The 23842-nt window shown below is 65.4% G+C and carries 21 protein-coding genes and 1 pseudogene; 15 read left to right on the top strand and 7 right to left on the bottom strand.

Translation table 11 applies throughout. From position 1 onward, the window contains the following. Window positions 1–157: 157 nt before the first annotated feature. Both J1C48_RS03700 and J1C48_RS03695 read left to right on the top strand, forming a co-directional pair. Window positions 158–559, top strand: a complete 402-nt coding sequence (locus J1C48_RS03700; protein ID WP_207256377.1) for a PTS sugar transporter subunit IIA — start codon at window positions 158–160, stop codon at window positions 557–559. 46 nt (window positions 560–605) lie between these two features. After that, on the top strand, window positions 606–947 hold the full coding sequence (locus J1C48_RS03695; protein ID WP_207256593.1) for an HPr family phosphocarrier protein: 342 nt from the start codon (window positions 606–608) through the stop codon (window positions 945–947). Window positions 948–1169: 222 nt separating this feature from the next. Here the strand turns inward: J1C48_RS03695 and J1C48_RS03690 are convergent, their stop codons facing one another. Beyond that, on the bottom strand, window positions 1170–1547 hold the full coding sequence (locus J1C48_RS03690) for a TIGR02300 family protein (protein ID WP_207256376.1): 378 nt from the start codon (window positions 1545–1547) through the stop codon (window positions 1170–1172). Window positions 1548–1867: 320 nt separating this feature from the next. On the opposite strand from J1C48_RS03690, the gene aroA reads away from it, so the two are divergent. The 4 genes from aroA (at window position 1868) to rpsA (ending at window position 6281) form a co-directional block, all read left to right on the top strand. Continuing rightward, the gene (aroA, locus tag J1C48_RS03685) at window positions 1868–3226 is read left to right on the top strand and encodes a 3-phosphoshikimate 1-carboxyvinyltransferase (protein WP_207256375.1); all 1359 of its coding nucleotides are present in this window, start codon (window positions 1868–1870) and stop codon (window positions 3224–3226) included. A gap of 122 nt (window positions 3227–3348) precedes the next feature. Further along, window positions 3349–3651, top strand: coding sequence for a hypothetical protein (locus J1C48_RS03680; RefSeq protein ID WP_207256374.1), 303 nt, complete (start codon window positions 3349–3351; stop codon window positions 3649–3651). Beyond that, window positions 3648–4301 carry a (d)CMP kinase gene (cmk, locus tag J1C48_RS03675; protein WP_207256373.1) on the top strand — a complete coding sequence of 218 codons (654 nt, stop codon included), beginning with the start codon at window positions 3648–3650 and terminating at the stop codon, window positions 4299–4301. Before J1C48_RS03680 ends, cmk begins: the two co-directional genes overlap by 4 nt. Window positions 4302–4580: 279 nt before the next feature. Further along, complete coding sequence (gene rpsA / locus J1C48_RS03670; protein WP_207256372.1) at window positions 4581–6281, top strand: 30S ribosomal protein S1; 1701 nt, start codon at window positions 4581–4583, stop codon at window positions 6279–6281. Window positions 6282–6433: 152 nt separating this feature from the next. On the opposite strand, the gene J1C48_RS03665 is transcribed toward rpsA, so the two are convergent. Then, window positions 6434–6976 (bottom strand): glycosyltransferase family protein, encoded by a 543-nt coding sequence (locus J1C48_RS03665; RefSeq protein ID WP_207256371.1) that lies wholly within the window; start codon window positions 6974–6976, stop codon window positions 6434–6436. A gap of 127 nt (window positions 6977–7103) precedes the next feature. Here J1C48_RS03665 and J1C48_RS03660 point away from each other — a divergent pair, with 127 nt between their 5' ends. From J1C48_RS03660 to J1C48_RS03625, 8 genes are all read left to right on the top strand, one after another. Next, a complete protein-coding gene (locus J1C48_RS03660) occupies window positions 7104–8261 on the top strand; it encodes a PA0069 family radical SAM protein (protein WP_207256370.1) in 1158 nt (385 codons plus the stop codon). A gap of 165 nt (window positions 8262–8426) precedes the next feature. Further along, on the top strand, window positions 8427–9173 hold the full coding sequence (locus tag J1C48_RS03655) for a ribonuclease HII (protein WP_207256369.1): 747 nt from the start codon (window positions 8427–8429) through the stop codon (window positions 9171–9173). 217 nt (window positions 9174–9390) lie between these two features. Beyond that, window positions 9391–9783 carry an AGROH133_08824 family phage infection protein gene (locus tag J1C48_RS03650; RefSeq protein ID WP_207256368.1) on the top strand — a complete coding sequence of 131 codons (393 nt, stop codon included), beginning with the start codon at window positions 9391–9393 and terminating at the stop codon, window positions 9781–9783. Window positions 9784–10052: 269 nt separating this feature from the next. Beyond that, entirely contained in the window at window positions 10053–10613 is a 561-nt protein-coding gene (locus tag J1C48_RS03645) for a F0F1 ATP synthase subunit delta (RefSeq protein ID WP_207256367.1), read from the top strand. Further along, the gene (gene atpA / locus J1C48_RS03640; RefSeq protein ID WP_207256366.1) at window positions 10613–12142 is read left to right on the top strand and encodes a F0F1 ATP synthase subunit alpha; all 1530 of its coding nucleotides are present in this window, start codon (window positions 10613–10615) and stop codon (window positions 12140–12142) included. Before J1C48_RS03645 ends, atpA begins: the two co-directional genes overlap by 1 nt. 78 nt (window positions 12143–12220) lie before the next feature. Then, the gene (locus tag J1C48_RS03635; RefSeq protein ID WP_207256365.1) at window positions 12221–13102 is read left to right on the top strand and encodes a F0F1 ATP synthase subunit gamma; all 882 of its coding nucleotides are present in this window, start codon (window positions 12221–12223) and stop codon (window positions 13100–13102) included. A gap of 24 nt (window positions 13103–13126) precedes the next feature. After that, window positions 13127–14566 (top strand): F0F1 ATP synthase subunit beta, encoded by a 1440-nt coding sequence (gene atpD, locus J1C48_RS03630; RefSeq protein ID WP_207256364.1) that lies wholly within the window; start codon window positions 13127–13129, stop codon window positions 14564–14566. 189 nt (window positions 14567–14755) lie between these two features. Further along, window positions 14756–15163: a F0F1 ATP synthase subunit epsilon gene (locus J1C48_RS03625; RefSeq protein ID WP_207256363.1), complete on the top strand. Its 408-nt coding sequence runs from the start codon at window positions 14756–14758 to the stop codon at window positions 15161–15163. Window positions 15164–15281: 118 nt separating this feature from the next. On the opposite strand, the gene J1C48_RS03620 is transcribed toward J1C48_RS03625, so the two are convergent. Beyond that, complete coding sequence (locus J1C48_RS03620) at window positions 15282–15794, bottom strand: RNA pyrophosphohydrolase (protein WP_207256362.1); 513 nt, start codon at window positions 15792–15794, stop codon at window positions 15282–15284. A gap of 310 nt (window positions 15795–16104) precedes the next feature. Here J1C48_RS03620 and cysG point away from each other — a divergent pair, with 310 nt between their 5' ends. Next, entirely contained in the window at window positions 16105–17649 is a 1545-nt protein-coding gene (cysG, locus tag J1C48_RS03615) for a siroheme synthase CysG (protein WP_425523480.1), read from the top strand. 48 nt (window positions 17650–17697) lie between these two features. Here cysG and J1C48_RS03610 read toward each other — a convergent pair whose 3' ends face one another. The 4 genes and pseudogenes from J1C48_RS03610 to J1C48_RS03595 form a co-directional block, all read right to left on the bottom strand. Next, window positions 17698–18531: a CDP-alcohol phosphatidyltransferase family protein gene (locus J1C48_RS03610; protein ID WP_207256361.1), complete on the bottom strand. Its 834-nt coding sequence runs from the start codon at window positions 18529–18531 to the stop codon at window positions 17698–17700. Next, a pseudogene (locus J1C48_RS03605) lies at window positions 18531–19253 on the bottom strand (phosphatidylserine decarboxylase); the annotation flags it as partial. The pseudogene J1C48_RS03605 and the gene J1C48_RS03610, both read right to left, overlap by 1 nt. Window positions 19254–19519: 266 nt before the next feature. Then, window positions 19520–21334 (bottom strand): ABCB family ABC transporter ATP-binding protein/permease, encoded by a 1815-nt coding sequence (locus tag J1C48_RS03600; protein ID WP_231081587.1) that lies wholly within the window; start codon window positions 21332–21334, stop codon window positions 19520–19522. A gap of 362 nt (window positions 21335–21696) precedes the next feature. Further along, window positions 21697–23592: a LysM peptidoglycan-binding domain-containing protein gene (locus J1C48_RS03595; protein ID WP_207256358.1), complete on the bottom strand. Its 1896-nt coding sequence runs from the start codon at window positions 23590–23592 to the stop codon at window positions 21697–21699. Window positions 23593–23842: the final 250 nt, after the last annotated feature.

Here is a 23842-nt window from a genome sequence, read left to right as displayed (position 1 = left end):
GGGCTGCCAAGATGGCCGTCACCAATTTGAAACGGACCGGACAGTGCCTGAACGCGGTCGACCAACGGGGCCCCTTCGGCAGGAGCTTCGATGCCATGATGGAGAACGCGCGCATGCCATGTTCCGGTGACGGACGGATTGTCGAGGCCCACGCCGCATGATCGGACTCGTGCTCGTAACCCACGGCCGCCTGGCAGAGGAATTTCTCAATGCGGTCGAGCATGTCGTCGGCCCGCAGGATGCCTTTGAGACGATTTCGATCGGCCCGGAAGACGACATGGAGCAGCGGCGGATCGACATCGTCGAGGCGGTGGCCAAGGCTGATCGCGGCGCCGGCGTCATCATTCTGACCGACATGTTCGGCGGAACGCCCTCAAATCTGGCGATCTCCGTCATGGAGGGCAGCCGGATCGATGTCCTCGCCGGCGTGAACCTGCCGATGTTGATCAAGCTGGCCAGCGTGCGTGGCGAAAAGCCGATGGATGACGCGCTGCTGGCAGCGCAGGAGGCCGGCCGCAAATACATCAACGTCGCAAGCCGTGTGCTCAGCGGAACCTAGAGGCAAGCCGATGCGACGCTTCGACGAGAAGGATAACAGCGGCGAGATGCCATCCCCGGCAGAACCCGACCGAGGCGAAGATCGTTGCGCCAGGCTGGACACGCCCCAGCCCGCCGATCCGGCGGCTCGCGTCTTCCCGATCATCAACAAGCGCGGCCTCCATGCTCGCGCCTCCGCCCGCTTCGTCGAGACCGTCGAAGACTATGATTCGGAGGTCACGATCGTGCGCGACGGCATGAGCGTTGGCGGCCTGTCGATCATGGGGTTGTTGATGCTTGCCGCGAGCCAGGGCACCACCATCGAGGTCAGCGCCACCGGCCCGGATGCCGTTGCTGTCCTCGACGCTCTGGAAGCGCTAATCGCCAATCGCTTCGGCGAGGACGGCTGAACGCCTCAAACGCCGGAGCCTCCATTCACGCCGTCTCAAGAGTATCTTGCCTTGCCGGCGCTCGATCCCGACGATCCGGCTGGCACAGCGTGCGTCCGACAGCGCGCACGGCGTGCCAGCTCGTTGATTCGACACATCGCGCCTTCCGAGCAGCGATCCGATCTCGGTTTGATGCTGTCAAGCCCGAGCGCCCGCAAGGACGCCCAGAGCCTTACAGGCCGATCAATCCTCGTCGTCGTCCCGGCCACCGCCGATGATATCCGACATATCCTCGTCGTCCTCATCGTCTTCGAGGAACGTGTCGTCATCGTCGCTGTCGCCGTCATCGGAATCGTCGTCGATATCCGGCAGGTTGTCGACATCGTTGTCGTTCTCATCTTCGGCAACGTCTTCGAGCGACACGGTGTCCGGCGTCGATTCGACCTCGACGGTCTCGGGCTCTTCGACCTCTTCCTCTTCCTTCACCGAGTCGCCTTCGAAATACGACCGAGGATAGGACTTGCCGGTGAAAGGCGAGACGATCGGATCCTTGTTGAGATCGTAGAATTTGCGTCCGGTTTCGGGATCGACCCGCTTGGTTCCGAGCTCGGGCTTCGCCATCACTGCCTCATCATTCGCTGTCATTAGAATTCGCACCGCCGCGTTGCGCTCCATTCGGCGCCCGCGACCCTCGTCGCCGCCCGCAAATTCACGCTTCTAAGGCCTCCATCCCAACCATGCAGGATGACGCGACGCCCGCCAAGACGTGGTCCGGCAAAATCGGCTGCTCCATACGGTCTCGCCGAGCCCTTGTCAAAGCCCGATTCCAAAGACAGAAAGAGGCCGCTCGCACCCGATGCGACCAAACGATCCTGACGACGGGCGCAAAGGCGCCGCGTCGATCGGCTGACCGCCGACCGAGATAACGGGAAACAGGGACCATGCAGTCAGATCATCAAGCGCCGCGCCCGCTCGCGGCACGGCTCGCCGGTGCGTTGAACGGCCGCGTGCGGGTGCCCGGCGACAAGTCGATCTCTCACCGCGCCTTCCTGTTCGGCGGGCTGGCCGCCGGCACCACGCGCGTTCACGGCCTGCTGGAAGGCGAGGACGTGCTTGCCACCGGGCGTGCGATGGCGGCGATGGGCGCGCGAATCGAAAAGCGCGACGACGTCTATATCGTCGACGGCGTCGGCAACGGTGCGCTGCTCGAGCCCGAAGGCGTCATCGATTTCGGCAATGCCGGCACCGGCGTCCGGCTGACCATGGGCCTTGTCGGTGCCTATGACTTTGCCGCCACCTTCGTTGGCGACGCCTCGCTGTCGCGCCGGCCGATGGGCCGAGTGCTCGATCCGCTGCGGCTGATCGGCACCCAGGTCGTCGCCCGATCCGGCGATCGCCTGCCGCTGTCGATCCATGGCCCGCGCGTTGCCGCGCCGATCAGCTACCGGGTGCCGATGGCGTCCGCCCAGGTCAAGTCGGCGGTGCTGCTTGCCGGCCTCAACGCGCCGGGCGTGACCACCGTGATCGAGCCGGTTGCGACCCGCGACCACACCGAAAAGATGCTGCAGGGCTTCGGCGCCGCCCTGTCGGTCGAGACGGATGCCGACGGCGCGCGCCACATCGCCCTCGAAGGTCAGGGCCCGCTCAAAGCCGTCGCCGAGCTGACGGTACCGGGCGATCCGTCGTCGGCCGCCTTCCCGATCGTCGCGGCGCTCATCGTGCCAGGTTCCGACCTCGTGATCGAGAATGTTCTGATGAATCCGACCCGCACCGGTCTGATCGAGACGCTGCTCGAAATGGGCGCCGCCATCGAAATCACCAACCGCCGCCAGGCCGGCGGCGAAGACGTCGCCGATCTGCATGTGCGCCATTCTGAGTTAAAGGGCGTCACCGTTCCGGCCGAGCGCGCGCCATCGATGATCGACGAATATCCGGCGCTGGCGATCGCCGCGGCCTTTGCCGAGGGCAAGACGCTGATGCAAGGGCTCGACGAGTTGCGAGTGAAGGAGAGCGACCGGCTCGCGGCCGTCGCGAGAGGTCTCGAAGCCAATGGCATTCCCCATGTCGAGGGCGCCGACAGCCTGAGCGTCACCGGCACACCGGACGGCAAGGGCCTGGGCGGCGGGCGGGTGGTGACCCATCTCGATCACAGAATCGCGATGAGCTTCCTGGTGCTCGGCATGGCATGCGGAAAGCCTGTGACCATCGACGACGCCCGAATGATCGCGACGAGTTTTCCGGAATTCGAAACGATGATGACCGGCCTTGGCGCCACGCTGGAGCCCGCCGCCCTCGCCTGAAAGCCGACAAATCGGAACGGTCGATGAATGGTCTTCTGGTCGTGCTGTTCTTTGTCCCGCTGGTGTTTGTTTACGGCCGCCACCGGGCTCGCGCGCTTCTGCCAAGAGACGGAGGGCTCGGCATGACGCTGCTGCGGCTGGCGCCAGTGCCGATCGTTCTCCTCATCGCCCTGTCGACGGCTCCGGGGGCCTATGAGGCCGCCGGGAGCTGGTCCTCCGCGGCAAGCGCCATCGGTCCGCTGTGGGCGCCGATTCCTCGAGCAAGGGTGCTGTTCTGGATCGGCGAATTCGCGCTCATTTTCTTCTTTCTCTCTATCCCTTATATCCTTGCGAGCGTAGTCGCCGCCGCGTTGCTCATTCTTCATTCCTGGGGCGAGATCACCCTGACGCCGCCGCCCACCGAATCCAACGAGCAGATTTCATGACCGTGCCGCTGACAATCGCCATCGACGGCCCCGCTGCCGCCGGCAAGGGAACCCTCGCCAAGCGCGTCGCGAGTCACTACCAGCTGCCCTATCTCGACACCGGCCTGCTCTATCGCGCCGTCGGTCGGCAGGTGGCCAAGGCCGGGGTCGATCCGGACGATGCGGAGGCTGCCGGCGCGGTCGCTCGCGACCTCGACGTCGGCCATCTCACCGACCCGACCCTGCGCGGCCACGAGGCCGGCGAACTCGCCTCGCGGATTGCCGTCCACGCCCCGGTGCGTGAGGCGCTGGTCAGGTTCCAGCGCACTTTTGCCGCCAGTCCCGAAGGCGCCGTTCTCGACGGGCGTGACATCGGCACGGTGATCTGCCCGAACGCGCGGGTGAAGATCTTTGTCACCGCCTCGGCCGAGGTTCGCGCCCGGCGACGCACCGACGAATTGGTCTCGCATGGGCGCACCGATATCGACTATGCGCGCATCCTTGCCGAGGTGAAGTCACGCGACGCCCGCGACGCCGGCCGCACGATGGCACCGTTGAAACCGGCCGAGGACGCCCACTTGCTGGACACCAGCGAATTGGATATAGCTTCAGCATTCCGAGCTGCTTGCGCGATCGTCGATCGTGTTCTGGCGGATCCGGACAGGCATTGAGGGGCCGCATCCGAAAGGGGCGTGCCCTTTTCGGCTATATGGGCGGTGCGTCAGTTGCCCTGGCCATGCTGAACGAGACGTCCGGTCCAGGCTTTTCGAGCGCCGACCATTTCGCCCGCAGCCAGTCGCGCTGCCGGCCGATTGGAGGCTCCGCCGATCGATCGCGGAGCCACGAGCGTGGGACGGACGGTTTGACAACTCAACCCGTGCGGGGCGGACACCCCGAGGCGCATGCCCCTCCCCCGACCGCAGCGGGTGGAAGGGTCTCAAGGAGAAAGAATGTCTAACCTCAATCCCTCGCGCGACGATTTCGCCGCGTTGCTCGAAGCCTCATTCCACGAGCAGGACGTCGCCGAAGGCGCGGTCGTCAAGGGCACCGTCGTTGCGATCGAAAAGGACATGGCCGTCATCGACGCCGGCCTGAAAGTCGAAGGCCGCGTGCCGCTGAAGGAATTCGGCGCCAAGGGCAAGGACGGCGAGCTGAAGGTCGGCGATACCGTCGAGATCTATGTCGAGCGCATCGAGAACGCTCTCGGCGAAGCGGTTCTGTCGCGCGACAAGGCTCGCCGCGAGGAGAGCTGGGTCAAGCTTGAGAAGCAGTTCGAAGCCGGTGAGAAGGTCGAAGGCCAGATCTTCAACCAGGTTAAGGGTGGCTTCACCGTCGACCTCGACGGCGCCGTGGCCTTCCTGCCGCGCTCGCAGGTCGACATCCGTCCGATCCGCGACGTCACCCCGCTGATGAACACCCCGCAGCCGTTCCAGATCCTCAAGATGGACAAGCGCCGCGGCAATATCGTCGTGTCGCGACGCACGGTTCTCGAAGAGAGCCGCGCCGAGCAGCGCTCCGAGATCGTCCAGAATCTCGAAGAGGGTCAGGTCGTCGAGGGGATCGTCAAGAACATCACCGATTACGGTGCGTTCGTTGACCTCGGCGGCATCGACGGTCTTCTCCACGTCACCGACATGGCCTGGCGCCGTGTGAACCATCCGACCGAGATCCTGCAGATCGGCCAGACGGTTAAAGTCCAGATCATCCGGATCAACCAGGACACCCACCGCATCTCGCTCGGCATGAAGCAGCTCGAGGCCGATCCTTGGGATGGCATCGGCGTCAAGTACCCGATGGGCGTCAAGGTCACCGGCCGCGTCACCAACATCACCGACTACGGTGCGTTCGTCGAGTTGGAGCCGGGCATCGAGGGCCTGATCCACGTTTCGGAAATGTCCTGGACGAAGAAGAACGTCCATCCGGGCAAGATCCTCTCCACCTCCCAGGAGGTCGAGGTGGTCGTTCTCGAAGTCGATCCGAACAAGCGTCGCATCTCGCTCGGCCTCAAGCAGACCCTGCAGAATCCGTGGGAAGCCTTCCGCGACAAGTTCCCGATCGGCACCGTGGTCGAGGGCGAGGTCAAGAACAAGACCGAGTTCGGCCTGTTCATCGGCCTCGAAGGCGATGTGGACGGCATGGTTCACCTCTCCGATCTCGACTGGAACCGTCCGGGCGAGCAGGTGATCGAGGAGTTCAACAAGGGCGACCTCGTCAAGGCGCAGGTCCTCGACGTCGACGTCGACAAGGAGCGCATCTCGCTCGGCATGAAGCAGGTCGCCGGCGATCCGTTCGTCGACGCTGCCGAGGCTGGCGAAATCCGCCGCGGTTCGGTCGTCACCTGTGAAGTCACCGAGGTCAAGGATGGCGGTCTTGAGGTCAAGATCGTCGATACCGATCTCACCGCCTTCATCCGCCGGGCCGATCTCGCCCGCGACCGCGACGAGCAGCGCCCCGAGCGCTTCCAGGTCGGTCAGGCGGTCGATGCGCGCGTCACCCAGTTCGACAAGAAGGCCCGCAAGGTCGGCGTGTCGATCAAGGCGCTGCAGATCGCCGAAGAGAAGGAAGCCGTCGCGCAGTACGGCTCGACCGACTCCGGCGCTTCGCTCGGCGACATCCTCGGCGCGGCCCTGAAGAACCGCGACGAAGACTAAGCCCCCCTCTGCCGGCGAGACCTGTTTCGCCGGCAGAACCCCATTCGAAAAAGCCCGCGGCGATCGCTCGCCGCGGGCTTTTTCATGAAAACGATCGAAAAGATTTCGCCGTCGTACCGGGCGCGTGCGACCGCCTCACCGGACGAGGGCGATCAGCCGGCCGTTGCCCGCCGGCTCGCCAGCGCCGGCCGGATCTCGGCGTCGAGCCGCGTCACCGCAACGCCGCGCGCCATCGCTTCGAGAGTCGGCGACTTGCCGCCGAGGCTGATGGCCTGGCTTTTGGTGACGAGAAATCCTTCGGCGAGCGCAGTGCGGATCTGGCGCAGCCGCTGAAACAGTCGCGGCCGGTCGATTGCCGCCCGCCGAAAGCGGGCGGCCGGCGTTTTTGCCCGCCCCGCCACGACCTGGTCGGCGTGCTCGATCGCCGCTCCGATCCAACCCGGCTGCAGCCGCGCGCCCGGCTCGAGGAACAGCAGCCAGTCGCCCTTCGCGGTCCTGACGGCCTCGCGCAACGTCGCCGCAACGATCAGCCGGCAGCCGGCATGATCAGCGACCTTGCGGGCCTCCGGTCCCATGCCGCGATCGACCAGCAGCACCTCGCGTACCACGCCCTCGACCGCCCCCGGCACCAGGCTCGCAAGGGACTTGGCCAAGGCCTGATCGTCGGGGCCGCAATCGATGAAAACGCTCAGCATCTCTTGCGAGTATCCGAGCGCGCCCCGCTTGGCCAGCCGGCTTGTGAATTTGTTCTTGCAATGTTCTCATTTTGGCATTAGCTATTTGTTCACAGATTGCCAACGCCCATTATTGGGAGGGCCGGACATGCATCAGATCAACACGGCCGATCAGGCCGCCTTTGCCAGCGCCAACGGCGTCGAGCGCGCCAACGGTATCATCGACAGCGCCAATCTGCGCCTTCCGGCCGAGCGCCGGCGGGGCCGCGGCGCCGGGATCAATCCGTCGGGCCGCTACGAACCCTTCGCACGGTCGAGCTTCGACGACGGCTGGGACACGCTCGACAGCCTGCCGGCCTTCAAGACCGAAGTGCAGGTGGAAAAGCCGAAGACGATCATCACCCGCAATTCCTCGCCCGACATCTCCTTCGACCGGTCGATCAACCCCTATCGCGGCTGCGAGCACGGCTGCGTGTACTGCTTCGCCCGCCCGACCCATGCCTATATGGGCCTGTCGCCGGGACTGGATTTCGAGTCGCGCCTGTTCGTCAAGCCGAACGCCGCCGAGCTTTTGGAACGCGAACTCGCCAAGCCCGGCTACGAGCCGAAGTCGATCGCCATCGGCACCAACACCGATCCCTATCAGCCGATCGAGAAGGATCGGCGCATCATGCGTGAGATCTTAGAGGTGCTGGAAGCGGCGAACCATCCGGTCGGGATCGTCACCAAATCGGCGCTGGTCATCCGCGATATCGACATTCTGCAGCGCATGGCGGCCAAAGGACTCGCCAAGGTCGCGGTGTCGGTGACGACGCTTGACCGCACACTCGCCCGGGCGATGGAGCCGCGCGCCGCCACGCCGGCCAAGCGCCTCGACGCGCTCAAAACCCTGTCGCAGGCCGGGATCCCGACCATGGCGATGACCGCGCCGATCATTCCAGGGCTCAACGACAGCGAAATCGAGCGGCTGCTGGAGGCCGCCGTCACCGCCGGTGCGAAGGAGGCCGGTTACGTGCTTCTGCGGCTGCCGCTGGAGGTGGCACCGCTCTTCAAGGACTGGCTGCTGCGCCATTATCCGAACCGTTATCGCCATGTTTTGTCGCTGCTGCGCTCGATGCGCGACGGCAAGGATTACGACGCCGAATGGGGCAAGCGGATGCGCGGCTCGGGGCCTTATGCTTTCCAGATCCGCCGCCGCTTCGAGATGACGGCGCGGCGGCTGAATCTCAATACCGATCGGCTCAAGCTGCGCACCGATCTGTTCACGCCGCCGAAAAGCGCCGGCGTGCAACTCGCCTTGCTTTAAGCCGCCGCAGCTTCGAGCAAAGATCGTCGCCAGACGCGCCGCATCGCTCTGACGACACACCGCCGGCCGTTCGCGGCAAGGCGGTGAGGTTCGCCGCCGTCCGCACCCTCGGGACGTCGGCGGACCTTGCATGGGATCGGAGGATGCGCGATTTTCCGCCGCACGATGACCGCGCATTCCTCCGATTCCCCCTTTTCGCCGCCCGGCACCGCCAAGGCGGAAAAGTCGGCGAAGCCCTCTCGCGCCAAGCGCGCTGGGCCAGATTTCAATCGCGAACGCCAGCTGATCGCCAACGGCAGACGGCGCGTCGCCGGCGTTGACGAGGCCGGCCGTGGTCCGCTGGCTGGTCCGGTCACGGCAGCCGCCGTCATTCTTGACCCCGACGACATTCCCGATGGCCTTGACGATTCCAAGGCGCTGAAGGCCAGCCGCCGCGAGGCGCTATTTGCCGAAATCCTCGCCAAGGCCTGGGTCGCGGTGTCCTTCGCCAGCCCGGCCGAAATCGATCGCCTCAACATCCGCGGCGCGACGCTGCTTGCCATGCGCCGGGCGGTCGCGGCGCTGGAAACGACCCCCGACCACGCCCTGATCGACGGCCGCGACGTGCCGCCGGGCCTTGTCTGCGAGGCCGCCGCCGTGATCGGCGGCGACGCCGCCTCGCAGTCGATCGCCGCCGCCTCGATCGTCGCCAAGGTGCTGCGCGACCGGCTCATGCGCCGGGCCTGCCTCGCCTTTCCCGGCTACGGCTTCTCACAGCATATGGGTTACGGCACCGCCGCCCATCTGGAGGCGATCGCCAGGCTCGGCCCCTCGCCGCTGCATCGCATGAGCTTCAGCCCACTGAAGCAGGCGCTGCTGCCCCTACCAGCTCAAAGCGGCGAACGCCAACGTCGGAGACATTCGAGCCGATAACATCGCCGGGCATCGGGCCACCCGGGAACTGGATCCGCTTGAAATCGAGCGACGGCCCGGCGGCAGGACTTTGGGCAGGCAGCATCTCGGCCGGGCCCGATGCGCCCCGCAGCGACGCGACGCCGTGACACTTGACGGCACCCCGACACACGGTGTCTTGAAGGCCTGACCCGAGCGGTGGTTGCCTCGCATCATTTCCCAGGATCGTGTTACCCTAATGGATTTCGCCCTTCCCACCGATCTGGCCGGCTGGCTGCCCTTTGCCGCCGCCTGCGTCACCATCCTGCTCGGGCTGGCGGCACTGTTCGCGCCCCGGCTGACGCTCTCGGCGATCGGTCTGGCTCCCAGCGCCGGCAGCCGCGACGCTCTTGGCGGCTCGCGCGCCAGCCTCGCCGGCTTCTGGCTCGGCGTCGGGCTGATCGGGGCTGCCCTCTACGACCAGCCCTTCGTCCAGCTCGCCCTCGGTGCCGGTTGGCTGATGTCGGCCTTCGGGCGGCTCGTTTCGCTGCTGTCAGACGGCAACAGCCTGCGGGCGAGCTTCTATCTACTCATCGAACTCGCCCTGGCGGCGGCCACCCTCGCCCCGGCGCTCGGCTTCCTGCCGTCCTGATCGGGGCCTTGCCCGCCTGCGGCGATCTTCCGAATCGGCAGGCAACCCTTGATCGACCGTGAATAACCGGAAAACCGCTGCGAATTGCCGCCCGAAAGCGTGTTGTCGCGGTGAAATCCCTATGCTAGACGGACCCAGTCTCAAGGAGGAGGGCCGGCATAACGTTGGCAGTCCCCTTGGCATCCTACCAACGGGTTCAAGCCTTTACGGCGCGGGAGACGATCCGGCAACGCGGGCTTGACGACAACGCGAAAGAGAAACGGTCGTCCGTGGCACAATCATCCTCTCCCGTTTCGGGGGTCGCAGACCGCTACGCCCAGTCCCTGTTCGAACTCGCGCTCGAAGACAACGCGCTCGAGACGGTTGAATCCGAGCTCCAGTCCTTCGATAGCCTGATCCGGGAGAATGCCGATTTCCGCCGTTTGGTGGAAAGCCCGGCCTTTTCGTCCGGCGAGCAGTTGCGAGCGATCGAAGCGATCGTCGCAGAAACCGGCCCAAGCGCCTTGACCGGCAATTTCTTGAAGGTCGTGGCCGCCAATCGCCGGCTGTTCGTGTTGCCGGGGATGATCCGTCGCTTTCGCCAGCTCACAGCGGCGCACCGTGGCGAGATCGAGGTCGACGTGACCAGCGCGCATTCGCTCGATGACGGGCAGCGCAAGGAGCTCGCCGACGCCCTCGGTTCCTACGCCGGAAAGACGGTCACGATGCGCGAGAAGGTCGATCCTGCGATTTTGGGCGGTCTGATCGTCAAGATCGGCTCGCGTCAGATCGACACCTCGCTCCGCTCTAAACTCAATTCTCTCAAGCTTGCACTGAAAGAGGTCGGCTGATGGACATCCGCGCCGCGGAAATCTCCGCGATCCTGAAAAACCAGATCAAGAACTTCGGCAACGAGGCGGAAGTCTCGGAAGTCGGCCAGGTTCTCTCGGTCGGTGACGGCATCGCCCGCGTTTACGGCCTCGACAACTGCCAGGCCGGCGAGATGGTCGAGTTCCCGGGTGGCATCCAGGGCATGGCCCTGAATCTGGAAGCCGACAATGTCGGCGTCGTGATCTTCGGTTCCGACCGCGAGATCAAGGAAGGCGACACCGTCAAGCGCACCGGCGCGATCGTCGAAGTGCCGGTCGGCAAGGGTCTTCTCGGCCGCGTCGTCGACGGTCTCGGCAATCCGATCGACGGCAAGGGCCCGATCGAGGGCGCCGAGCGCCGCCGCGTCGACGTCAAGGCGCCGGGCATCATCCCGCGCAAGTCGGTGCATGAGCCGATGTCGACCGGCCTTAAGGCCATCGACGCGCTGATCCCGATCGGCCGCGGCCAGCGCGAGCTGGTCATCGGCGACCGTCAGACCGGCAAGACCGCGATCCTTCTGGACACCTTCCTGAACCAGAAGCCGGCCCATGACGAGAACCGCGAGGGCGACAAGCTCTACTGCATCTACGTCGCCGTCGGTCAGAAGCGCTCCACCGTCGCCCAGTTCGTGCGCACCCTGGAAGAGCGCGGTGCGATGGCCTATTCCATCGTCATCGCCGCGACCGCCTCGGATCCGGCACCGATGCAGTACATCGCGCCGTTCACCGGCTGCGCCATGGGCGAGTATTTCCGCGACAACGCCATGCATGCGGTGATCGGCTATGACGATCTGTCGAAGCAGGCCGTCTCCTACCGCCAGATGTCGCTGCTCTTGCGCCGCCCGCCCGGCCGCGAAGCCTATCCGGGCGACGTCTTCTACCTGCATTCGCGTCTGCTAGAGCGCGCCGCGAAGATGGGTGACGATCATGGCGCCGGTTCGCTGACCGCCCTTCCCGTCATCGAAACCCAGGCGGGCGACGTGTCGGCCTACATCCCGACCAATGTGATCTCGATCACCGATGGCCAGATCTTCCTCGAGACCAACCTGTTCTACCAGGGCATCCGCCCGGCGGTGAACGTCGGTCTGTCGGTGTCGCGCGTCGGCTCCTCGGCCCAGATCAAGGCGATGAAGCAGGTCGCCGGCTCGATCAAGGGCGAGCTCGCCCAGTATCGCGAAATGGCCGCCTTCGCGCAGTTCGGCTCGGATCTCGATGCCGCGACCCAGCGCCTGCTCAACCGCGGTGCGCGCCTGACGGAGCTTTTGAAGCAGCCGCAGTTCTCGCCGCTGAAGACCGAAGAGCAGGTCGCGGTGATCTTCGCCGGCACCCAGGGCTATCTCGACAAGCTCAAGGTCGATCAGGTCGGCGATTTCGAAGAAGGCTTGCTGACTGCCCTGCGCACCGAGCACACGGACGTGCTCGACCAGATCGCCAAAGAAAAGTCGCTGACCGACGAGATCAAGGGCAAGCTCAAGTCCGCGATCGATTCCTTCGCCAAGGGCTTCGCCTGATCTGATCAACAAGGCTCGATGATCTCACCCGGCCCGGATGCGGGGTGAGACCGAGCCAGCGGGAGACTGCGCCAGACCATGGCATCATTGAAGGACCTTCGAAACCGCATCGCGTCGGTCAAATCCACGCAGAAGATCACCAAGGCCATGCAGATGGTCGCGGCGGCGAAACTGCGTCGGGCCGAAGAAGCGGCGGCCGCCGCGAGGCCCTATGCCGATCGCATGGCATCGGTTCTCGCCAATATCGCGGGCGCCGTCGAGGGCGACGGACCGCCTCTGATGGTCGGCACCGGCAAGGACGACGTGCATCTTTTCGTCGTCTTCACCGCCGAGCGCGGCCTGTGCGGCGGCTTCAACGCCTCGATCGTCAAGCTTGCGCGCCAACGCCAACGCCAGCTCGAGGCCGAGGGCAAGACCGTCAAGTTCCTCGCCGTCGGCAAGAAGGCGTGGGATCTGATGCGCCGCGATCTCGCAAGCAAGATCGCCGAGCGCGTCGATTTTCGCGACGTCAAGCAGATCGGCTTCGACGAGGCCGACAGGCTCGGCGAGAAGATCATCGAGCTGTTCGACAAGGGCGAGTTCGACGTCTGCACGATCTTCTACTCCGCCTTCCAGAACGTCATTACTCAGGTGCCGACCGCGCAGCAGATCATTCCTGCCGATCTCTCCGAGGGTACCAAGGATGACGGCGACGAGGCCTCGAGCGCGGTCTACGAATACGAGCCGGAGCCGGGCGCCATCCTCGACGCCCTCATTCCGCGCAACATCAAGGTCCAGATCTTGCACGCCATGCTGGAAAACGCCGCCTCCGAACAGGGCGCGCGCATGTCGGCCATGGATAACGCGACGCGCAACGCCGGCGACATGATCGACAGGCTGTCGATCTCCTACAACCGCCAGCGTCAGGCGCAGATCACCACGGAACTGGTCGAAATCATTTCGGGCGCTGAGGCGCTCTGACACCTATCGAAAGGAGGCCTTTGAATGGCTGACAAGATCGTAGGGCGCGTCCATCAGGTCATCGGCGCCGTCGTCGACGTCAAGTTCGACGATAACCTGCCGCCCATCCTGAATGCGCTCGAATGCGACAACAACGGCAATCGCCTGGTGCTCGAAGTGGCGCAGCACCTCGGCGAGAACACCGTGCGCACGATCGCCATGGACCTCACCGAAGGTCTGGTGCGCGGCCAGGAGGTCACCGACACCGGTGCGCCGATCGAGGTTCCCGTCGGTGACGAGACCCTCGGCCGCATCATGAACGTCATCGGCGAGCCGATCGACGAGGTCGGCCCGATCAAGACCGAGAAGAAGCGCGCGATCCACCAGCCGGCTCCGCCCTATATCGAGCAGTCGCCGGAATCGCAGATCCTGGTCACCGGCATCAAGGTCATCGACCTTCTCGCCCCTTACGCCCGTGGCGGTAAGATCGGCCTGTTCGGCGGCGCCGGCGTCGGCAAGACGGTGCTCATCCAGGAGCTGATCAACAACGTCGCGAAGGCGCATGGCGGCTACTCCGTCTTCGCCGGCGTCGGCGAGCGCACCCGCGAGGGCAACGATCTTTATCACGAGATGATCGAGTCCGGTGTGAACAAGGATCCGCACGAGAACAACGGTTCGGCGGAAGGCTCGAAGGCCGCCCTGGTTTACGGCCAGATGAACGAGCCTCCCGGCGCCCGCGCCCGTGTGGCCCTGACCGGCCTGACGATTGCCGAGCATTTCCGCGATCAGGGCCAGGACGTGCTGTTCTTCGTCGACAACATCTTCCGCTTCACCCAGGCGGGCTCCGAGGTCTCGGCGCTGCTCGGCCGCATCCCCTCGGCGGTGGGCTATCAGCCGACGCTCGCCACCGACATGGGCGCGATGCAGGAGCGCATCACCACCACGACCAAAGGGTCGATCACCTCGGTGCAGGCCATCTACGTGCCCGCCGACGATTTGACCGATCCGGCGCCGGCGACCTCCTTCGCCCATCTCGACGCGACCACGGTTCTCAACCGTGCGATCTCGGAAAAGGGCATCTACCCGGCCGTCGATCCGCTCGACTCCACCTCGCGCATGCTGTCGCCGATGATCATCGGCGAGGAGCACTACGACGTCGCCCGCTCGGTCCAGCAGATCCTGCAGAAGTACAAGTCGCTGCAGGACATCATCGCCATTCTCGGCATGGACGAGCTGTCGGAAGAGGACAAGCTGACGGTGGCCCGCGCCCGCAAGATCGAGCGCTTCCTGTCGCAGCCCTTCTTCGTCGCCGAGGTGTTCACCGGTTCGCCCGGCCAGCTGGTGCCGCTGGAAGACACGATCAAGTCGTTCAAGGGCCTGGTCAACGGCGAGTACGACCATCTGCCCGAAGCCGCCTTCTACATGGTCGGCTCGATCGAGATGGCCGTCGAGAAGGCCAAGAAGCTGGCGCAGGACGCCGCCTGATGAACGTCGATTGCGTCCTCAGGATCGGGGACGCGATCGACCCGACCTGCCCTTGGTCGAAACAACCGATCACGGGCGAAACCTTGATACTCCATCACGGGCACGGGGTTGGCTCGATCAACCCCGGCTGCCGCGACACGATCGAGGCGGCGTAGCGCCCCTTCGACGCCGCGATGAAAGAGACGCACGATGGCCGACAGCTTCCAGTTTGAACTCGTCTCCCCGGAAAAGCTTCTGATGTCGGAAGCCGTGACGGCGGTCTCGGTTCCCGGTTCGGAAGGCTTCTTCACGGTGATGGCGAAGCACGCGCCGGTGATGACCACGGTCAAGCCGGGCATCGTGCTGGTCACCACCGAGAGCGGCGAAGAGCAGCGCATCTTCGTCCAGGGCGGCTTTGCCGACGTCAACGAGATTGGCCTGACGCTGCTCGCCGAGCACGCCTCGCCGGCCGACGAGGTCGACCTTCAGGCGCTCGACCAGAGCATCAGGGATGCCGAGGAAGATGTCGCCGATGCGACCAGTCCGGAGGCGAAGGCTCATGCCCAGCACAAGCTCGATCAGTTGAAGGAAGCCCGCGAGGGGCTGTCCGCCGCCTGATTGGTTCTGCCGGCACCATCAACGCCAACCGTGTTCAACCCGGTGCGGCCTCCGCGCCGGGTTTTGTCTTTCCGAAATGCCGTCACCGGACCCGTATCGAATCCCGCCGGTCGGGCGATCAGCCCTGCAGATGGCGAAAGGCTTTCACGACCGCCTCATAGACGGGGCGCTTGAACGGCACGATGAGGTCGAGCAGCTCGTCCATCGGTTTCCAATCCCAGCGGTCGAATTCGGCATGATTGCCACCCGGCGGCGGGTCGATGGCGATCTCGCTTTCCTCGCCCTCGAAGCGGAAGGCGAACCAGCGCTGGGTCTGGCCGCGATATTTGCCCTTCAGCGCGATGCCGACGAGATCCGCAGGCAGGTCGTAGTTGATCCAGTCCGGCGCCTCGGCGAGCAGCGAAACGGTTGTCATGCCGGTCTCTTCGTAAAGCTCGCGCTTGGCCGCGGCGAGCGGATCCTCGCCCGGATCGATGCCGCCCTGGGGCATCTGCCAGAGCTTGTCCGCGCCGGTCATCTCTCCCTTGTCCTCGACCAGCCGGCGGCCGGCCCAGGCCAGGCCGTCGCGGTTCAGCACCATGATGCCGACACAGGGACGATAGGGCAGCGATTGGGGATCAACCTTCGGCATGGGCTCTCTTTCTTAAGCATCGGCTCGAAAATCGGAACGATTTTCGGCAAAGCACGATGCGTCGATCCAAAGGTGAGAGCGTCCTTTGCGTCCGACAGGACGCAGGGCGCTTTCAGGTCAGATCGCGGGCAGGTTCGGGCTGATCTTTAGCGCCGCGGCGCACCCCGCCGCAAGCGGGCCGGTTTTGCGGCGGCGGCGGCGAGATCGGCACGATCTTGTCCAATCGGCTCGAAACGCGAAAATTACGGCCTCGCCTTGGCCTTGGTCTTTGCGGTAAGGTTTGGCCTTGATCGGAACGTGACATATTGCCATGACCCTGACGTCTGTCTTCCCGCCCAAGAAGGATCCGACCGCCGCCCGCCGCAAGCGGATGGGCGCGCTCTCGGTCCTGCCAGTGTTCGTTTCGCTGCACGGTCGCCCGGTGCTGCTCGCCGGCGGCTCGGCGGCGGCGGCCTGGAAGGCGGAGATGCTGGCGGCGGCAGGCGCCTGCGTCGAACTCTATGTGCCGGCGGCGGAGCGCGATCCGGAGATGCAGGCGCTCCTCGCCGAACTTGGCACGAGCGAGACACCGCGCGCCGGCGAAATCCGCCATCACGACCGGGCCTGGGCGATCGACCTCTTCGCGACACGACCGGCCCTCGCCATTCTCGATACCGAGAGCGAAGCCGAGGGCCAGGCCTTCGCCTCTGCGGCGCGGGCCGCCTCGGTACCGGTCAATGTCGTCGACAAGCCGGCCTTTTGCGACTTCGCCTTCGGCTCGATCGTTAATCGCTCGCCGGTAGTCGTCGGCATTTCGACCTTCGGCGCCGCGCCGATCCTCGGTCAGGCGATCCGCCGGCGGATCGAGACCCTGCTGCCGCCAGCCCTCTCCGACTGGGCAGCGCTCGCCGCCAAGCTGCGCACGGCCGCCATGGAGAAGCTCGCCCCGGGGCTCGAACGGCGCGCCTTCTGGGAGCGCTTCGCCGACAAGGCCTTCCTCACCCGCGCGCCGGAAGCGGCCGACGACGCGGAGGCGACGCGGCTGATCGATGCGATCGCCAGCGCCCCCAAGGCGGCGGTCGAGGGCACGGCGATCGGTAAGGTCACGCTGGTCGGCGCCGGCCCCGGCGAGGCGGAACTCTTGACCCTGAAGGCGGTCCGCGCCCTCCAGGCCGCGGACGTCATTTTGTTCGACGACCTCGTCTCCGACAGCGTGCTGGAGCTTGCCCGGCGCGAGGCCAAGCGCATGCTGGTCGGCAAGCGGGCGGCCCGCGAGAGCTGCCGCCAGGAGGACATCAACGCCCTGATGATCCAGTTCGCCAAGGCCGGCAAATCCGTGGTGCGGCTCAAATCCGGCGACGTGTCGGTGTTCGGCCGGGCGGGCGAAGAGCTGCGCGAGCTGAAGGCCGAGGGTATTCCGGTGGCGATCGTGCCGGGGATCACCGCCGCCTCGGCGCTAGCGGCCGCCTTCAACGTCTCGCTCACCCACCGCGACCACGCGCAGGAGCTGCGCTTTGTCACCGGCCATTCCAAGAAGGGCGGCCTGCCCGAAAATGTCGATTGGGCGGCACTCGCCAAGCCGAATGCGACGACGATCTTCTATATGGGGGGTCGGATGGCGGAGAAGATCGCCTCGCGACTGATCGCCGAGGGGCTGTCGCCGGCGATTCCCGTCGGTGTCGCCGCCAATTTGTCCCGCGAGGACGAAACCCGCGCCGCCGGTCGCTTGGACGATCTCGGCGCCATCGTCGGCGCGATCGGCTTCGACCGGCCGATCCTCATCGGCGTCGGCGCGGTGTTCGGCGAAGCGGCAGCGAAAGCCGCATCGCACGACGGCGCAGCCGACGCGGCCGTGGCGACCCTGCGCGCGAGCTGAGCCCACCCTCGCAGACTTGCGATCTCGACGTCGTCCAGGCGTCGCGTATCAGGGCGCCGAAGGACCGTATTGGCGCGCCTCACGCTCGGCCCGCTTGGCGAATTCGCGCCAGGAAAACGGGATCGAGACGTAATAAAGCAGGATCGTTACCGTCAGCGTCTCCCAGAAATAGCTGACAAGCGTCGCCACATAGAGCACCACCAGCATCGTGATCGGGATGGCGTAGTTGCGTGGTACCCGGATGCCGGCGCCCTTGCCGGACCAGGTGGGAATGCGGCTCGCCATCAAAAGCCCGACGAACACCAGATAGATTGCGGTGAAACCGGCGGTGATGCGTGGCAGATGCACGTTGATCCCGACGAAGCTGACATACATCGGCAGCAGCGCCAGCGCCGCGCCCGCCGGCGCCGGCACGCCGACGAAGAAAGCCGAATGCCACTTCGGCCGGTACGGATCGTCGAGCATCGTGTTGAAGCGCGCAAGCCGCAGGGCGCAGCCTGTGGTGTAGAGCAGCGCCGCCGTCCAGCCGAAGGCCCCCGCCTCCTGCAGAACGAAGGCATAGAGCAGCAGGGCCGGGGCGAGGCCGAAATTCACGATGTCGGCGAGCGAATCCATTTCCGCGCCGAACCGGCTCTGCCCCTTGAGGAGGCGGGCGACACGCCCGTCGATCCCGTCGAGCAGCGCTGCCCCCAGAACCATGGCGACAGCCATCTCGAACCGCCCCTCGAAGGCCAGCCGAATGCCGGTCATGCCGGCGCAAATCGCGAGGATGGTGATCAGATTCGGCACAATCCGGCGAAACGGAATGCGGCGGGGACGACGGCCGTCGTCCTGATCCGAATGCCCCGGATCGAAGGGCGGAAAAATCTTTTCGAGCGGCATCAGTCGCGCCTCGCCGGCCAGGATTGCAGCATCTCGCCATATTCGGCGATGATCGTCTCGCCGGCGATCGCGGTCTGCCCCTCGGCGACGCGCGGCTTGACGCTGCCCGGCAGATAGACGTCGAGACGCGAGCCGAAGCGGATGAGACCGAAGCGCTCGCCGGCCTCGAGGCGATCCTCGGCCTGTGACCAGCAGACGATCCGCCGGGCGACGAGACCGGCGATCTGGACCACACCGAACTCGCCCTGTGGTCCCTCGATCACCAGCGAATTGCGCTCGTTGACCTCGCTCGCCTTGTCCAGCTCGGCATTCTTGAACTCGCCCTCGCGGTAGAGAATGCGGGCGATGCGGCCACGCATCGGCGCCCGGTTCACATGACAGTTGAAGACGTTCATGAAAATCGAAATGCGCAGCATCGGCTCCGTGCCGAGGCCGAGCTCGACCGGTGGTATGACCTGCCCGACCAGCGACACCTTGCCGTCCGCGGGGCTGATGACGAGGTGGTCGGCGACCGGTGTCAGTCGCTCGGGATCGCGGAAGAAATAAGCGCACCACAAGGTGACCACGACGCCGATCCAGAACAACGGCCCCCACAACAAGCCGAGCACGATCGACGCGGCGAAGAAGGCGGCGATGAACGGATGGCCGGCCCGATGGATCGGGACGAGGGCATTGCGGATCGACGTGAAGATATGCACCTGTGCGGGTCTTTCTGTGTTGTCTCGGCGTGGGCGTTCTTTCGCTGCTCAGGCTTTAGCCGATGGACGCGCCGCCGCATACTCCCGCGCGCGCCGGACTTTGAGCGCCCTGCGTCCGATCGGACGCAGAAAGGTCGCTCTCACCCTTTGAATCGACCCATCGGGCTTTGCCGAAAATCGAGTCCGATTTTCGGGCCGATGCTGGAGGCTTGCGAGCCGTTCCGTCCGAGGCCAACGCGGCCAAGGCTGTGCCGTTCCACCGCCACGGCCTCGCGCGGCGCGGCGCCCAATCAGGCGGTCTGTGGCGGTCGTCGCTCGATGACGCCAAGGGCGTCGGCCTCGCGGGCCTTGCGCAGCGCCTCCTCGGCCTCTGTCGCCTCGCGCTGCATCGCCCACATCTCGGCATAAAGGCCGTCCATCGCCAAAAGCTCGCGGTGAGACCCCCGTTCGACGATCTCGCCGGCCTTCAAGACCAGGATCTCGTCGCAATTGACGATGGTCGACAGGCGGTGGGCGATGGTCAACGTCGTGCGGTTCCTCGAAACCAGGTCGAGAGCCGACTGGATTTCCTGCTCGGTGTGGGTGTCGAGAGCCGAGGTCGCCTCGTCGAGCACCAGGATCGGTGGCGCCTTAAGGATCGTCCGCGCGATCGCCACCCGCTGCTTCTCGCCGCCGGAGAGCTTCAGCCCGCGCTCGCCGACCATGGTGGCGAACCCGTCGGGCAGCTGGCGGATGAAGCCGGCGATCTGGGCGAGTTCGGCGGCGCGCAGCACCTCCGTCTCGTTGGCGTCCGGGCGCCCATAGCGAATATTGTAGGCGACCGTATCGTTGAACAGCACGGTGTCCTGCGGCACAATGCCGATCGCCGCCCGCACGCTCTCCTGGGTCACCGTCGCGACATCCTGGCCGTCGATGGTGATCCGCCCGCCGCCGACGTCATAAAAGCGGAACAGAAGGCGCGAGATGGTCGACTTGCCGGCGCCCGACGGGCCGACGATCGCCACCGACTTGCCCGGCGGAACCGCGAACGAGACGCCCTTGAGGATCTCCCGGTTCGGATCGTAGCCGAAACGCACATTCTCGAAACGGATCGCGCCGTCGGTGACGATCAGCGGCCTGGCCGCCGGCTTGTCGACCACCTCCGCCTTGATCTCGAGCAGTGCGAACATCGCTTCGATGTCGGTCAGGCCCTGGCGAATCTCGCGATAGACGAAGCCGATGAAGTTCAGCGGGATCGAAAGCTGCATCAGCATGGCGTTGACGAAGACGAAGTCGCCCAGCGTCTGCTGGCCGCTGCGCACCGCCATGGCCGACATCACCATGACGATCGTCGTGCCGATGCCGAAGATCACGCCTTGGCCGAAGTTCAGCCAGCCGAGCGAGGTCCAAATCCGGGTCGCGGCAATCTCATAGCGCGCCATCGAACGGTCGAAGCGCTCGGCCTCCATCGCCTCGTTGCCGAAATATTTGACCGTCTCGAAGTTGAGCAGTGAATCGATCGCCTTGGTGTTCGCGTCGGTGTCGGAATCGTTCATGTCGCGGCGGATGGCGATACGCCAGTCGCTCGCCCAAATCGTGAACCAGCCATAGAGCCAGATCGTCACCGCGATCACCACGACGTAGGAAAGGCCGTAGGCAAAGCCGAAGATGACCGCGACGAGAGCGAATTCGAGGATCGTCGGCAGGGTGTTGAGAATGGTGAAGCGGACAATCGCCTCGATGCCCTTGGTCCCGCGTTCGATGATCCGCGACAGGCCGCCGGTGCGCCGTTCGAGATGAAAGCGCAGCGACAGCTGGTGCATGTGAACGAATGTGCGAAACGCCAGCCGGCGCACCGCATACTGGCCGACCCGGGCAAACAGCGCATCGCGCAGCTGGTTGAGCGCCACCGCGATCACCCGCGCCACATTATAGGCGACGACCAGCGTCATCGCCCCGGTGAGGATCAGCGGCAGCCATTCCGTCGGCTGCGTCTTGCCGTCGAGGGCATCGGTCGCCCATTTGTAGAAATAGGGGACGCCGACGGTCAAAAGCTTGGCAAGCACCAGGAAGATCGAGGCGTAGATCACCCGCATCTTCAAATCCGGGCGATCGCTCGGCCACATATAGGGCCACAGATTCTTGAGCGTCGACAGCGTATCGTCGCCGGAAACGCGGGTGGTGTCGGGTTGCGCCAAGATCGTCCTTCGCCGGCCGGTGTCGGGCGGCATCACTAAAAACAGGTTCGCGTGATCGCTGCGACCCGATCTAGACCATCGGCACGGCAATTTCGACCTTACGTTACCTTGCGGGGCAAAAAGGCCGCAGGCACGCCATGAACGCACCGTCCATCATCGCCTGACGCCTCAAATGAATGAGAGCGCCTCGGGCGTCCTGTCGAACCCATGACGCTTTAACGCCGGCGCCGAACGGATCACGCCCGCCGATCGCAGCGGCGCCACGCCTCCTTGCGGCATCTTGGGCCGGATCAGTCCGCCGTGACCGCGCCTTCGGTGTTCGTCTGCTCGTCCGGCATCCGGAACACCTGGCCCGGATAGATCAGGTTCGGATTGCGGATCTGATCGCCATTAGCGAGGTAGATCACCGTGTAACGGCTGCCCTCGCCATAGGTGTCCCGCGAAATCCGCCAAAGCGAATCGCCCTTGCGGATAATCACCCGGCTCGACTTCGAGGCCGTCAGCGCCGCTTGTCGGCGCACCGGGAAGCGATCGGTCTTGTCGCCCGGCGCTGCTTCCGTCGAGGGTTGCGCGACGCTCACGCCGGCCGACGGCGTGCTGCCCGCCCCGGTCTCGGCAGGTTGCGCGCCCGAGGCTTCGGCCGGCGCGGCACCCACCTTCGGCTCGCTCTGCGGTCCGGTGTCACTCATCGCCTCTCCGGTCGATGCGGATGGCGGCGCGGCAGGCGCCGCCCCATCGGCGTTTTCCGCAACGGCCGCGAGCGAACGGCCCTCCGGACGGAAGAACGGCACCTCGACGCGGGCGACGACATCGCCTGAACCGTTCAGCTCGTCGATCCGAATCATGTGCTGACCGACGCCAAGGTCGTGTTTGGTCGAGACGACGAAGCGGCCCTTGCCATCGGCCTGGCCCTCGGCGAAGGGCTTGTTGTCGATGTAGAGCCGGAAGCGCGCGCCGGGTTTGGCCGTGCCGGCGACGAAGATTTTGCCCTCGTCGATCTCAACGGCCTCGACATGCAGCGGATTGTTCTGATCGACGGCGCCCGGCTGGCCGGCCCCTGCCTTCGGCTCGGCCTTAGCGGTCACCGCCGGCGGCGTGGCGCTTTCGGCCGCCGCCGGCGCGCCTGCTGCCTGATCGGGCTTGGCGTTGTCGCCCGATGCCGAGGCCGTTTCGCTCTTCGGCAAGTCGATCAGCCGTGAGGCCTCGCCGGGCTTTTCGATCATCGCCAGAAGCTCGTCGCCCTTGCCGTCCTTTGGCACAGAGACAACAGCGGTCTCCTTCGAGACCTTGGCGGTGTTGTCCTTGTCGGCCTGGATCTTGATCGCGTGATCACCGGGCTCCAGCGGCTTGTCGAGCACGATGACAAAATCGCCAGCGCTGTCGGCCTTGTCGCTGCCGAGCGTCTTGTCGCCGTCGCGAAGAGTCACGGTGCTGCCCGGCGCCGAGCGGCCGGCAACCAGCGTCGAGCCGTCGGGTTCGACGCGGAGTACGTCGAAACGCGGCGTGCCGCTCGGGTCGGCGGCGGCGCGATCGGCCGCAGTTGGCTGTTCGGCTGGCGCAGCCGGCGTCGCGTTGGATGCGGCGGCGGGCGGCGTCGCGGTCTCAGACCCGCCCAATGCCGATCCCTCAGCCGTCGCCGTCGTATCCGATGGCGCGCCAGCCGCAGCGGGGGCCGCGCTCTTGGGCGTCGCCGACGGGGCGGACGACGGCCCGGTGGCGCTCGGCGGCGGGGTCGAATTGGAGGAGATGTCAGCCTTGCCGATTTCAGTCGGCCGAGCCGTCGCATCCGGCTTGTTCGGCGCGGCCGTTGCCATCGATGCCGCGGTCCCCGGTTGCTCGGCATCTGGCGCCGAGATCACACCGTGGGCCGGCGTCTTGGCAACCACCCGGCTGGAATCCGGCGATCCGCCCGGCCCGTTCAACGTCGCCGACGGCCGATCGCTCTTGCTGGCCTGGTCGGTGCCGGCAATCTTCTTGTCAACCGCCGGGCGATCGCCCTTCGGCGTCGCCATTGTGCCAACCGCCTCGGACGGTACCCCGCCGCCGTCCTTCGGCAGCGTCGTCGCGCTGCGTTCGCGCTCGGCGATGCGCAACTTCTCGGAATTCAGCATGTCCCAGTAGCCGGCGACGATTGCCACCAGAAGAACGAGGCAAAAGAGAACGATACCAAGGGCTCTGCGCTGCATGTATCCACTCAGACGTCGCGCCGAGTGTTCTCGTCGCAATATTAAGGCAAGACCGATTTCGACGTGTAGCGAACCAGATGGCGGCCTACAAGCGCTAGATCAACTTGCCAGAACGGCCTGCTCCCTATTGTTGCCGCAAAACCGCCATGGGGCGATCAAATCACCACAAAGGCATGGTTGAAAAGACGGAGGGAGATTGACTTTTCCCGCCCGGCCTTCCTATAAGCAGCCTCAGCGAGCGGGCGGCGTT

Origin of the sequence: Jiella flava, assembly GCF_017349315.1 — a bacterium.
GTDB classification, from domain to species: Bacteria; Pseudomonadota; Alphaproteobacteria; order Rhizobiales; family Rhizobiaceae; genus Jiella; species Jiella flava.
This window is presented reverse-complemented; position numbering and strand designations above follow the sequence as displayed.